15 protein-coding genes are annotated in these 11797 nt (G+C 37.5%); 12 read left to right on the top strand and 3 right to left on the bottom strand.

Features of this window, described 5'->3' with window-relative positions; genetic code table 11:
* Position 1 precedes the first annotated feature (1 nt).
* Positions 2-1123: a cysteine protease StiP family protein gene (locus KW850_RS22775; RefSeq protein ID WP_218350048.1), complete on the top strand. Its 1122-nt coding sequence runs from the start codon at positions 2-4 to the stop codon at positions 1121-1123.
* Complete coding sequence (locus KW850_RS22780; RefSeq protein WP_218350049.1) at positions 1120-1920, top strand: HAD family hydrolase; 801 nt, start codon at positions 1120-1122, stop codon at positions 1918-1920. Before KW850_RS22775 ends, KW850_RS22780 begins: the two co-directional genes overlap by 4 nt.
* Here the strand turns inward: KW850_RS22780 and KW850_RS22785 are convergent.
* On the bottom strand, positions 1917-2162 hold the full coding sequence (locus KW850_RS22785; protein ID WP_218350050.1) for a hypothetical protein: 246 nt from the start codon (positions 2160-2162) through the stop codon (positions 1917-1919). The two genes, KW850_RS22780 and KW850_RS22785, sit on opposite strands and share 4 nt — an antisense overlap.
* Before the next feature lie 219 nt (positions 2163-2381).
* Between KW850_RS22785 and KW850_RS22790 the strand changes: the two genes are divergently transcribed.
* From KW850_RS22790 to KW850_RS22820, 7 genes are all read left to right on the top strand, one after another.
* Complete coding sequence (locus tag KW850_RS22790) at positions 2382-4019, top strand: YceG family protein (RefSeq protein ID WP_218350051.1); 1638 nt, start codon at positions 2382-2384, stop codon at positions 4017-4019.
* A 12-nt stretch (positions 4020-4031) separates the two neighbouring features.
* The gene (locus tag KW850_RS22795) at positions 4032-5126 is read left to right on the top strand and encodes a toxic anion resistance protein (RefSeq protein ID WP_218350097.1); all 1095 of its coding nucleotides are present in this window, start codon (positions 4032-4034) and stop codon (positions 5124-5126) included.
* Positions 5127-5174: 48 nt separating this feature from the next.
* Positions 5175-5786, top strand: coding sequence for a TerD family protein (locus KW850_RS22800; protein WP_218350052.1), 612 nt, complete (start codon positions 5175-5177; stop codon positions 5784-5786).
* A gap of 33 nt (positions 5787-5819) precedes the next feature.
* Complete coding sequence (locus tag KW850_RS22805; protein ID WP_218350053.1) at positions 5820-6398, top strand: TerD family protein; 579 nt, start codon at positions 5820-5822, stop codon at positions 6396-6398.
* A 132-nt stretch (positions 6399-6530) separates the two neighbouring features.
* Complete coding sequence (locus KW850_RS22810; RefSeq protein WP_218350054.1) at positions 6531-7238, top strand: anthrax toxin lethal factor-related metalloendopeptidase; 708 nt, start codon at positions 6531-6533, stop codon at positions 7236-7238.
* Positions 7239-7294: 56 nt separating this feature from the next.
* Positions 7295-8089, top strand: a complete 795-nt coding sequence (locus KW850_RS22815) for a thymidylate synthase (protein WP_218350055.1) — start codon at positions 7295-7297, stop codon at positions 8087-8089.
* The gene (locus KW850_RS22820) at positions 8086-8580 is read left to right on the top strand and encodes a dihydrofolate reductase (RefSeq protein WP_218350056.1); all 495 of its coding nucleotides are present in this window, start codon (positions 8086-8088) and stop codon (positions 8578-8580) included. Before KW850_RS22815 ends, KW850_RS22820 begins: the two co-directional genes overlap by 4 nt.
* 79 nt (positions 8581-8659) lie before the next feature.
* Here KW850_RS22820 and KW850_RS22825 read toward each other — a convergent pair whose 3' ends face one another.
* Positions 8660-8899, bottom strand: a complete 240-nt coding sequence (locus KW850_RS22825; protein ID WP_218350057.1) for a hypothetical protein — start codon at positions 8897-8899, stop codon at positions 8660-8662.
* A 329-nt stretch (positions 8900-9228) separates the two neighbouring features.
* On the opposite strand from KW850_RS22825, the gene KW850_RS22830 reads away from it, so the two are divergent.
* Both KW850_RS22830 and tatC read left to right on the top strand, forming a co-directional pair.
* A complete protein-coding gene (locus KW850_RS22830) occupies positions 9229-9423 on the top strand; it encodes a twin-arginine translocase TatA/TatE family subunit (RefSeq protein ID WP_218350058.1) in 195 nt (64 codons plus the stop codon).
* Positions 9424-9603: 180 nt separating this feature from the next.
* Positions 9604-10344: a twin-arginine translocase subunit TatC gene (gene tatC, locus KW850_RS22835; RefSeq protein ID WP_218350059.1), complete on the top strand. Its 741-nt coding sequence runs from the start codon at positions 9604-9606 to the stop codon at positions 10342-10344.
* A 147-nt stretch (positions 10345-10491) separates the two neighbouring features.
* On the opposite strand, the gene KW850_RS22840 is transcribed toward tatC, so the two are convergent.
* Positions 10492-10839, bottom strand: a complete 348-nt coding sequence (locus KW850_RS22840; RefSeq protein WP_218350060.1) for a helix-turn-helix domain-containing protein — start codon at positions 10837-10839, stop codon at positions 10492-10494.
* A 279-nt stretch (positions 10840-11118) separates the two neighbouring features.
* Between KW850_RS22840 and KW850_RS22845 the strand changes: the two genes are divergently transcribed.
* On the top strand, positions 11119-11751 hold the full coding sequence (locus tag KW850_RS22845) for a CalY family protein (RefSeq protein WP_218350061.1): 633 nt from the start codon (positions 11119-11121) through the stop codon (positions 11749-11751).
* The last annotated feature ends 46 nt before the right edge of the window (positions 11752-11797 follow it).

An 11797-nucleotide genomic window follows, 5' to 3' on the forward strand; every position in this document is an offset into this window, starting at 1 on the left:
GATGACATTTACAATCAATAAACCTGCAAGAATCGGAAGCTATAAAGCGGAGGATGTTCAATTTTTATTGAAGGATTTAAGTGATATTGTGTTAGAGGATACTACCGAAAATCGAGAAATGAAGGTTCAATCAGGTGCTCATTACAGTGAATCCTTACCCATCGAGTATCAGCCTCCAAAAGCGTATGTTGATTTATTCTGGTCGACCCTCCAGGAATACAAACAAAAAGTGGCTTTATGTATTGGGATCGTGGCAGAACAAATCTATCAAGCTAAAGGTGAAAAGACGGTGCTCGTATCTCTTGCACGAGCGGGGACACCAGTCGGGATTTTAATTAAACGATATATTCACCTGAAATACCAAGTTTTATTGCCGCATTACAGTGTTTCTATCATCCGGGACAAAGGGATTGATGAAAATGCACTTCAATATATAGTAAGTCAGCACCCAAATGCTCAAATTCAATTTGTGGATGGCTGGACCGGTAAAGGGGCTATTTCGCTCGAATTAACAAGAGCCTGCCAAGACTATCAAAAAAAATATGGAATTTTGCTTGATGATACCTTGGCAGTGCTTGCAGATCCCGGCTACTGTACTACTTTGTTTGGAACAAGGGAAGATTTCTTAATCCCTAGTGCTTGTCTTAACTCAACAGTTTCTGGATTGGTGAGCAGGACGGTTTTAAATGCTCAATATATCGGGAAGGATGATTTCCATGGAGCGAAGTTTTATAAGGAATTAATTCCAATGGATGTTTCTAATGAATATATTGATTTGATTAGTAAGGAATTTGAAAACATTAACCAAATAGCAGCAGAAAGAGCCCGAAAAATGGTTCACGAAAGATTGGAAACGGGATTCCTAGGAATGGAAGACGTCAAGCGAATTCAAACTGAATTTGGAATTGAAAGTACCCATTTTATTAAACCAGGTGTCGGCGAAACAACAAGAGTTCTCCTTCGCAGGGTTCCGTGGAAGATACTGATGCGCGACCCTTCAAGTCCATTTGGCAAACATATTCTTATGCTGGCAGAAGAGAAGGGTGTAGAAGTCGTACCGTATCCGGATTTAAAGTATTTGTGCTGCGGCTTGATTAAATCGGTTAAGGGGAGTAACGCATGATTTTTGCATCTGACCTGGACCGTACATTGGTTTATTCGAAAAGGGCGATAGATGAGCTGGGCATCGATGCTCAGTTCGTCCTTAAACCGATTGAAAAAAGAGAACAGAACTGGGTTGCCTATATGACCGAATCATCCTATTTTGCATTAAAAGAATTAGCCTTGACTAGTTTATTTATTCCCGTTACCACAAGGACAACCGAACAATTTAACCGATTTTCCATTTTTAAGGAAGATATACCAATCAAATATGCGATCACCTCAAATGGGGCCAATATTATTTATCAAGGTAATTTGATGGAAGATTGGTCATCACATATTATCTATCGTTTGAAAGAAGAATCAGTTAGCCAAGAGGAACTGCTTATTAAGCTAAATAAGGAAGGTTTACAATTTGATGGGCACATTAAGCAGGCGGAAAATTTATTTTTCTATTTCATTTTAAACAGTCTTCCACCTGCGTCTGATTGCAGAGCGATTCATGATGTGGCTGCTCTTAATGGATGGAGGATCTCCATTCAAGGGAGAAAACTCTACTTTATCCCGCGGGCGATTAGTAAAGGGGACGCACTTGAATTTATCTCAAAACGAGAAGGAATGGAGCTAATGGCAGGTGCGGGGGACTCCGTACTAGATTGGGACTTTCTGAAAAACTGCCATTATCGTTTTGTCCCGGCCCATGGTGAACTTGCAAGGGTGTCAGGCACCAGCAACTATACTCTTACCAAAAATAAGGGTGTTGGTGCAGGGGAGGAGATTATCCATCATTTTCTACAACTGCTTCATCTTAGTGTTTAACCCCTTTCATTTTTCGGAGTAAAGATGAAAAAGTAAACACAAGAAAATAAACTATATGTTCCTAAAAAGAAGAGAATCGACAAGGCTAATGAATGCCAGACGGAAGACAATAGAAATGTAAAGATTAAACTGAACACAAATAAATCTAGGTAAACAAAGACATCGGAAACCATTACATCCATAACGGTATTTAATTCCTCATCTATTTGTTCCAACCGCGGCCGCTTATATAAAAAACGCATTTGAGTCACCTACTTTAGTGTGAGTACTCAAATAGTATGTAAGGACAAGGGAAAAGGTGAAAAATGAGGGGAAGGACATTCCTATGAAACATTTTTAACGGAGATTCGTATAAACAAATGAACCGATTACCTAACTGTGATATGATATTATGGAAACCTTACATAATTTTCTAAACGCTTCAAAAATAAGCTTTCGCTTTTAGAGGGAAGGGATTATGAATGAATCCATCATATAATCAATTGACCGCCCAACCTGTTTCCTTATCTTATGAAAATTGGCAGACTTTGCTAAAAAAGCCATTACCAGAGCGGCCAAATTTTTCAAAAGAAAATGGAACTATTCAGATTGGGCAAGTAATTGGGAAGTTCCTTGGAATACCAATTGACCACGATGATTATTATAATCAACTTTTTGATTATGTGAACAATCCAGAATGGAATCTTCATTTGATAAGTGAAGAGTCACTTGATAAGACGATTAACAACCATCACTTTCAATCCATTCAAAAAGTCATAAATATTAATCGTGAACAAAAACTGTCCATCAACCGATTCACAGCTTTCCTTGAAGGGGAACAGTTATTGTTGAAATCAAAGGTGCCTGTTATCCATCGAAAACTGCGAGAGGCAATGATCGCAACACTAGAGTTGTTTGCAAAGGTTGAAAAAGACGGCTTAGGAAACCAAGATTTAAGGCGCGTTCTTGTAGACATTGTTAAATGGTCCGTTAATCATTTAGAGCCGGTATTGGAAAAGGCTGATCCACTAAAAGAAATGCCCAAATTTTTATGGTACGGCGACTTTAAGAAAAGTCATCAATATTTTTTATTTTATTTAATGAAACTTGGTTGTGATATTGTCATTTTTCACCCAGAAGGTAAGGATATTTTTGAGGGGATAAGTCTTGAAAAAACTTTCTCTCATGAATTCCCCAATAGGATGCCTGCAGAACCGTTTCCTAAGGCAAAGCGCACTCGTAAAGCAACAGTTGCCTACAGAGCTTCAAAAGAAATAGAGACCATTTTAAACCAAGAGGGTTCTGGCCTATATAAACCATGGCAATTGCGGGATTACACGCCATCCTCCATTACTTTAAAAACCACCTATGATGAACTTTTTATTCTTGGGAAAGAAATTGCAATGGTTCGGCCGGATTTTGAAGTAGGGAATGGACAAGTCAAAATTCCTTCGATCTTTGCTAAAGTTCAGGGTGTGAGTAAGAATCGCAAAGAGTACTGGGATCGTTTACAATCGCTGAGTGAATTTGAGCATAGTTTACTAATTAGGCGTTTGCCAATTACGATGGGAAGTACGAGTGATTTCCGCTTTCACTATCGCAATGCTTTGGGGAAGGATGGCTTAGTAAACCCTGAAATCATAATGAAGGCACATTATTGGCCTTATTCTTTTTTATCCTCTGGCTTGCAAAAAGGAATTGCCTCTGCGGTAAGAAGAATATGTGAAAAACCTGGTTTAAAGCCTTTACCAACGGAAACGATAGAAGACGTAAAAATGTATTTATTTACTCAGGCATTTTTTATGCCAAAGCCGATTATTCAGTTGATTGAGAGATTTGACTATTCCCAGCATGTACCGAAATTAATCATTTTCAATAATGAATTAGCCGGTATCCTCACAAGATCAGATGCAGCACTTTTGTTACTGTTAAATCAATTTGGAATCGATATCATCGTGTATAATCCTCCTGGTCATAATGATATTGAAAATTTTCTTGATGAACGATTATTTGATATGCATTGGCTCGAAGACGTTGTGTTTGATTTAGAATTTAAAGAACCGTCCATTTTTAAAAAAGGGCTTTTTCAAGGAATCTTAAAAAATTTAAGGGGAGATTAATAAGTGACTCTTATGCCAAATCCATCAAGCGGCTTAACGCCAGCAGGTGCAGATGACATCCTGACAGAAACTAAAGTCTCTGACATTAAACTTGCGCTACGGAAGGAACCAGAAATTCAAAATTTGGCCCGAACAATTGATGAACGTGACCAAATTCAAGTTTTAGAGTTTGGAAAGGAACCTGCCGTTCAAATTTCCCGTTTTTCTGACCAGATCTTAAATAATATGAGGACAACAAAAGTAGAGGATTCAGGTGAATTGCTTAAACAACTGGGCCGCATTATGGATAAATTTGATGCCAAGGACTTCCAGAAAACTTCAGGCGGACTTTTCGGAAAGCTCTTTAAAAAGGGTGAAAAGATGGTTGAAAAGTTGTTTGGCAAGTATCAAACGATGGGCTCCGAAATTGATAAGGTATACATAGAAATATCAAAATATCAGCATGAAATGGTTGATTCAACCAATATGCTCGAACAAATGTATGAGCAAAACTATCAATACTATCTAACGCTTGAAAAATATATTGTTGCGGGTGAACTAAAAGTGGAGGATTTAAAAAATAATCAACTTCCACAGCTTGAAGCCCGGACTGCTGCTGGTGACCAAATGGCCTCTATGCAATTAGATTCGCTGAAAAATGTCATCGAATTATTGGAACAGCGCATCTATGATCTAGAAATGGCGAAAATGGTCTCCCTACAGACTGCTCCGCAAATTCGTCTTTTGCAAAGAGGAAATACGAAACTGATTGGAAAAATTAATTCCGCCTTTGTGACGACCATTCCGATTTTTAAAAACGGTTTGATCCAAGCGATGGCAGCGAAAAGACAAAAGTTGGTTGCTGATTCGATGAGTGAACTAGACCGCAGGACAAACGAAATGCTCCTTAAAAATGCACAAAACATTTCACAGCAAAGCACGGATATTGCTAGGCTTGCCGGCGGTCCAAGTATTAAAATCGAGACGATCGAAGAATCATGGAATATTATCATTAAAGGTATGCAGGAAACAAAGGCCATTGAAGAGGAAAATAAACGGATGCGGGTAGAAGGCACAAAACGTTTAGAACAGTTGCAGGATAACTTTAAAAAGTTAAAACAATCTTAAACAAATATTGTTTTGATTTATATTAAATTTCATATGGGAGTGATTGAATTGGCTATTAATTTACAAAAAGGTCAACGAGTAGATTTAACAAAGAGTAATCCAGGATTAACTAAAATCATGGTAGGGTTAGGATGGGATCCAGTCCAAAGCGGCGGCGGCGGCGGCTTATTTGGCGGTTTATTCGGCGGCGCCAGTGCTGCTAATGTTGACTGTGATGCCTCTGTTATTATGCTTGGTGCAAACGACAAACTTCAAAACAATAAGGATGTCATTTATTTTGGAAACCTACGAAGCAATGATGGCAGTGTACAGCACTCAGGAGATAATTTAACGGGCGATGGAGACGGCGATGACGAGCAGGTAATGATTGATTTAAGCAGAGTTCCGTCCAATATCCAGAAACTTGTTTTCGTTGTAAATATTTATGACTGCGTCAAGAGAAAGCAGCATTTTGGGATGATTAAAAATGCTTTTATCAGGGTCGTAAATCCTGGAAATAATCAAGAGTTACTCCACTATAACCTTACAGACAATTACAGTGGGCTAACATGTCTGGTGACCGGAGAAATTTATCGACATGGAAATGAATGGAAGTTTGCCGCAATCGGCAGCGGTACCAATGCTGCGAGCCTGAGTGAAGTTGTTCGTTCCTTTAGTTAAGAATAGAATAAAGTTCAAATAGAGGTGATCAGTTTGGGTATTAACTTAGCAAAGGGGCAAAGGATTGATTTAACCAAAACAAATCCTGGGTTAACAAAAGTAATTGTTGGCCTCGGCTGGGATACGAATCGTTATCATGGCGGAAATGACTTTGACTTAGATGCATCTGCTTTTTTAGCTGACGCTAATGGCAGAGTCATAAACGATTCGGACTTTATTTTTTACAATAATCTCGTTCACCCTTCAAGTTCAGTCGAACATACAGGGGATAATCGAACTGGTGAAGGTGACGGCGACGATGAGCAAATCAAAATTGACTTTAGTAAAGTTCCATCTCATGTCCATCGAATCGCTATTACAGTGACGATTCATGATGCGGATGCAAGGTTTCAGAATTTCGGCCAAGTTTCCAACGCCTTTGTTCGCTTGGTTAACGAAGAAACAAATAATGAGGTCTTACGTTTTGATCTTGGAGAAGACTTTTCAGTAGAAACAGCGGTTGTTATCTGTGAACTCTACCGCCATAATGGTGATTGGAAATTTAATGCAATCGGCAGTGGTTTTGCAGGTGGGTTAGCAGCCCTTTGTCGAAACTATGGTTTAGAAGTATAAAATTACGATGAAAGCTGCCTGTTGGTAGCTTTTTCCCTTTATTCCCCACTTTTCCCTTTTAAATTCCAATCAAGCATACTCGTTCCCATGTTATAATTCTATTAATATATTGAATTATTAGGGGAAGATTCGATGCGTAAATCAGTCGCGGCATTTTTCATAGCTGTTTTGTTTCTTTCATCGATCACTACGTCACAAGCATCTTCTGATGATATTTTGCTAAGAGATTATTCTAGGAATTCTGTACTCTACCAATCCCTTAAAGTGGATCATTCGTTACCACTGCTAAATCAAATCATTGTTTTACCTAAACAGGCATTTGATCAGAAAGAAGCTGCGGACATTATAAACAGAATTGATTCGATACCCTATTCGATTTTAGAAAAAATCAAAAACCACGGAATCAGGGTGAAACTTTTTACGGGGAAACTTACAGATAATCCCACAGCAAGTCAATTGGCAGGGAAGATCCCGAGAGGATACACAAATAATGTAACCTGGGATAATGTCCCAGGGATTGGCGGTTCTAAACTGGTATTGGTTAAAATTGGTGCTAGTGAAAAAGGGCAAGGGCATAGCTCTGTAAATTTAGAATTACATGAACTGGCACATTCAATTGATCGTTATGTGTTTGAAGAGATCAGTAGTTCCAATGACGTTACCGGCATTTGGGAAAAGGAACATGAACAATTGTTTCCGGGAAACAGTTATTTTCTATATCCGGAAGAATATTTTGCAGAGACCTTCGCTATGTATTATTTAAATAATGATACGAAAGAACTATTACGGACGAAAGCACCGAAAACATTTGAATTTTTAAAACAGCTCTCACTTCACTAATTTGCCCTTGATTGTTAAAATAGATTAAATATGTGCAGAAAAGGGAGTTGTCCGAGGTGAAGCAATATTTAGAATTATGTCAGCATGTCCTTGAAAATGGAAACGTGAAGGGCGACCGAACAGGTACGGGAACCATTAGCACCTTCGGGTATCAAATGAGATTTAATTTAGCGGAAGGATTTCCGATGATGACCACGAAAAAGTTGCATTTAAAATCCATTGTTTATGAATTGCTCTGGTTTTTAAAAGGCGACACGAATGTTCGGTATTTGCAAGAGAATGGCGTCCGTATCTGGAATGAATGGTCCGATGAAAACGGTGAGCTGGGTCCTGTCTATGGTCATCAATGGCGTTCATGGACGGGTGCAGATGGTAAAACCGTTGATCAAATTACCGATCTTATTCATCAAATCAAAACGAATCCCAATTCTAGAAGGCTGCTAGTAAATGCATGGAACGTAGCAGAAATTGACAACATGGCACTGCCGCCGTGCCACTGTATGTTCCAATTTTATGTGGCAGACGGGAAGTTGTCCTGTCAGCTCTACCAACGCTCTGCCGATGTCTTTCTCGGCGTCCCGTTTAACATCGCTTCTTATGCGCTTTTAACCATGATGATCGCTCAGGTTTGCGACCTCGAGCCAGGTGAGTTTATCCATACATTTGGGGATGTTCATATTTATCAAAATCATCTCGAACAAGTAAGATTACAATTGGGTAGAGAGCCTCGTGCATTGCCAACCCTCAAAATTAATCCGCATGTCAAAGATATCTACTCGTTTGAGTATGAAGACTTTACTCTTGTAGGATATGACCCACATCCCCACATAAAAGGAGTGGTCAGTGTATGATTTCCTTTATTGTCGCAATGGATGAAAATAGGGTGATTGGAAAAGATAATCAATTGCCGTGGCATTTACCAGAGGATTTAAAATTTTTTAAGAGGATTACGATGGGACACCCGATTGCGATGGGAAGAAAAACGCATAAATCCATTGGACGCGTTCTTCCTGGCAGAGAGAATATCGTCATTACCCGCCAGGCTGATTATCGGAGTGAAGATTGTACGATGTTTTACACGGTTGAGGATTTTGTTAAGTATAGCCAAAGGAAAAATGATGAGATCTTTGTGATTGGCGGAGCAGAAATATTCAAAGAGACATTTCCATTTGTAGATCGTCTCTACATAACACTTATCCATCATGAATTTGCAGGAGATACATTCTTTCCTGAATTTGATCCTAGCGAATGGGAATTAGTGTCTAATGAAAAAGGAATTAGGGATGATAAAAATCCCTATGACTATGAGTTTAGACTATACGAAAAAAAGTCTAAAGTATAAATAGGCACACATGTATACAGACCAATTCACGCATAAAAATAAGCATCAGCTATTAGCTGGTGCTTCACTATGTTTACGATTAAAAATATGTTCCATTTACTTCGTATTCTGCTAATTTAGCCAGCATTCCCCTGAATTCCTGTGGATGGCAAAATTCATCCTCGTTAAAATGTGTTTTAATCCAGGCAATTAATTCAAGCGGGCTATTAAAATATTCACCACTTCGATCGCTCTTGCGAATGGTATATCTTCCGTTATCATCATCAATTGTTATCTCCACCGGAAGAGCTCCATCATAACTGCAAAGTGAAAATTCCATCCTCCTCACATCCTAACGTAACGATTTGATTTATCATTTTCAAAAAATATATGTCCTTCATGCTCAAATTATATTCAAAAAAATAAATAGTTATCAAAATGTTTTATAAATTCATTAAACATAAATTATCATTGACTTCATTAGTGGTAATTGTTAAATTGTCAGTAGTAATTTATAATGTGATAAGAAATACTAAATATCACAATGCTGTTATTTTTAATAGGTATTGTGAAATTACTATGAATTTTTGATGATAAATTACCTAAAATAAATTTTAAGTAATATAATCATAGTAGCAATAATATTACAATTAAAGGGGATGTACATCCATGTTTTCAAATATCGGAGTACCTGGATTGATTTTGATTTTAACACTTGCGTTAATTATATTTGGACCTAAGAAACTTCCAGAAATCGGTCGTGCATTCGGACAAACCTTGAAGGAGTTTAAAAAGTCGACACGTGAACTTACAGATGATGTTATGAAAGACATTGATGAAGACAAGAAAAACCTGACTAAATAAGGTGTGAGATTTTTTCTTACACCTTTTCTTCTTCGGGTTTAACCTATTAGAACACGTGAAAACTTGTTCAACTTAACAACGTGATTGCACATTTCTGTTAGAGTAAAATGGGAATGTTGATGTCAAAGAGCAACCTACACGTGCTCATCTTAAACCTATTGAAATTGGCAGGGGAAGTAAATGGATGATAAAGAATTAAATTTAGTGGATCATTTAGAGGAACTACGCAAACGAATTATTATTACTGCACTTGCATTCATAGTTTTTTTTATTGTAGGTTTTATCTATGTGGACGATATCTATAGATGGTTTGTTGGTAATACCAAGCTAATGGTTCTTGGACCTAGTGATATTATGTGGATTTATTTCATGCTGGCAACCGTTGTGGCTGTTGCAGGCACGATTCCAGTTCTCGCATTGCAAATTTGGCTATTTGTTAGACCAGCATTGAGACCAGTTGAAAGAAGAATCACCCTTTCATATGTTCCAGCATTATTTTTCTTATTTATCATAGGACTAGCTTTTGGATATTTTGTTATTTTCCCTATGGTGCTGGAGTTTTTAGTGAACATGGGAAAAGATATGTTTGTCACAAACTTCACAGCCGAAAGGTATTTTAGCTTTATTATGAATATGACCCTGCCATTCGGGGTATTGTTTGAACTTCCTGTTGTTGTTATGTTTTTAACATCACTTGGGATCATCAATCCGTTTGTTCTCTCGAAAATTCGAAAATACGCTTATTTTGTATTGATTATTATCGCGGTTGTTATCACACCACCAGACTTTATGTCCGATTTTGTTGTAACTGTACCACTATTACTTCTTTACGAAATCAGTATAAATTTATCGAAATTTGTTTATCGCAAACGGTTGAAGAAGCAGCAAGAAGAGGAAAAAGAAGAGACGATCGATGCATAGAATAGCATTTAAAAGGCCTTTAGGATATCATTCCCTTAAGGTCTTTTTTGGTTGTTCTCAATTTATAAACTGTAAAATATTGGAGATAATTCCCGTGATTATGACAATAAATAAGCCCTCATTCTATAAAGAATGGGGGCAACTTATTTAGTCTTTGTTCTGTTCTTTCATCCATGACTGGAATCGTATGTAGTTAAGATACTCGTGAAAGTCTTCTTTTTTTAAACCGTCCTCAATTGCCTGCCGAATCAAAATCTTCCATTCTTCATCTAGTTCGCTTTCCTCAAATTTCTTTTGTTTAGATTCCTCTAGCAGATATTGAACGCTAGTATCTAATGGTCCAGCGACTTTGACCAAAAACTGAAGAGATGGATTAGTCTGTAAGCCTCTTTCCAGCTGGCTTAAATAGGACTTTGATACATCAGCCAACCTGCCCAATTCCGTAATCGAATACCCCTTTGCCTGTCTCAACCGTTTTATCTTTTGTCCGATCATATCACCTTCATCTCCTAATATAAATAACCAAAAATACTACTTACAACATACATTATAAAGAACAAAAAGTTTTTTATAAAATACAAAATAGTGAGAAAACTAGAGAAAATAGGAGATATTCCTTATAAAATGTTCGTTATTAAGAAAATTTGGCTATTTTTAAGGTTTTTCAAGTTCGTTATTTTGGCATATACTCAACTTATAAGTTCGATAATAAGAACGAAATGGTGATTGGAACGAACTTATAAAAAAAAAAGGGTTTAAGAGGAGGAAAAGTAAATGAGTATTAAAAAGAAATTAGGTTTGGGAGTTGCATCAGCTGCATTAGGTCTTTCATTAATCGGTGGAGGTACATATGCCTACTTTAATGATAAGGAAGTGACAAACAACACGTTTACAGCAGGTACTTTGGATTTATCTGTTGATCCTTCAACTATCGTTGATGTTAGCAATATAAAACCAGGAGATACAATCGTTCGTCCATTCAAATTAATCAATGGTGGTAGCTTGGATATTTCTACAATTGATCTTTTAACTCAATATACTGTTGCTGATGCGAAAGGCAACAACACCGATGATTTCGGTAAACATATCAAGGTTCTTTTCCTTGAAAACGCCGATAAAACTGGTAATGGTTGGATAATTGGTGACTATAATGATGTAATTTCTCAAACAACATTATATGACCTACAACATCAGACTCCAGATGCTGTTAAAAATGTACAAAGTTTCTGGTCATACTGGTTAGGATTGAATGGCGAAGGTAGCGGATTACCAGCAGGATCTAGCGACCAAATGTATGTGGCATTTCAATTTGTAGACAATAATGCTGATCAAAACCAATTCCAAGGTGACTCTTTAAATCTTAAGTGGACATTTAATGCACACCAAGAAGCAGGAGAATTTAGATAATTTGATAAATGGGAAGGTGAGGAATTCTCACCTTTCTTATAAATTC

Source organism: Bacillus sp. sid0103, assembly GCF_019219025.1.

Excerpts from the sequence above, each read along its gene's own strand:
- KW850_RS22845 (WP_218350061.1), top strand. The coding sequence starts at position 11,119 with ATGAGTATTAAAAAGAAATTAGGTTTGGGAGTTGCATCAGCTGCATTA.
- tatC (WP_218350059.1), top strand. The coding sequence starts at position 9,604 with ATGGATGATAAAGAATTAAATTTAGTGGATCATTTAGAGGAACTACGC.
- KW850_RS22780 (WP_218350049.1), top strand. The coding sequence starts at position 1,120 with ATGATTTTTGCATCTGACCTGGACCGTACATTGGTTTATTCGAAAAGG.
- KW850_RS22825 (WP_218350057.1), bottom strand. The coding sequence starts at position 8,899 with ATGGAATTTTCACTTTGCAGTTATGATGGAGCTCTTCCGGTGGAGATA.
- KW850_RS22830 (WP_218350058.1), top strand. The coding sequence starts at position 9,229 with ATGTTTTCAAATATCGGAGTACCTGGATTGATTTTGATTTTAACACTT.
- KW850_RS22810 (WP_218350054.1), top strand. The coding sequence starts at position 6,531 with ATGCGTAAATCAGTCGCGGCATTTTTCATAGCTGTTTTGTTTCTTTCA.
- KW850_RS22790 (WP_218350051.1), top strand. The coding sequence starts at position 2,382 with ATGAATCCATCATATAATCAATTGACCGCCCAACCTGTTTCCTTATCT.
- KW850_RS22775 (WP_218350048.1), top strand. The coding sequence starts at position 2 with ATGACATTTACAATCAATAAACCTGCAAGAATCGGAAGCTATAAAGCG.
- KW850_RS22820 (WP_218350056.1), top strand. The coding sequence starts at position 8,086 with ATGATTTCCTTTATTGTCGCAATGGATGAAAATAGGGTGATTGGAAAA.
- KW850_RS22785 (WP_218350050.1), bottom strand. The coding sequence starts at position 2,162 with ATGCGTTTTTTATATAAGCGGCCGCGGTTGGAACAAATAGATGAGGAA.
- KW850_RS22795 (WP_218350097.1), top strand. The coding sequence starts at position 4,032 with ATGCCAAATCCATCAAGCGGCTTAACGCCAGCAGGTGCAGATGACATC.
- KW850_RS22840 (WP_218350060.1), bottom strand. The coding sequence starts at position 10,839 with ATGATCGGACAAAAGATAAAACGGTTGAGACAGGCAAAGGGGTATTCG.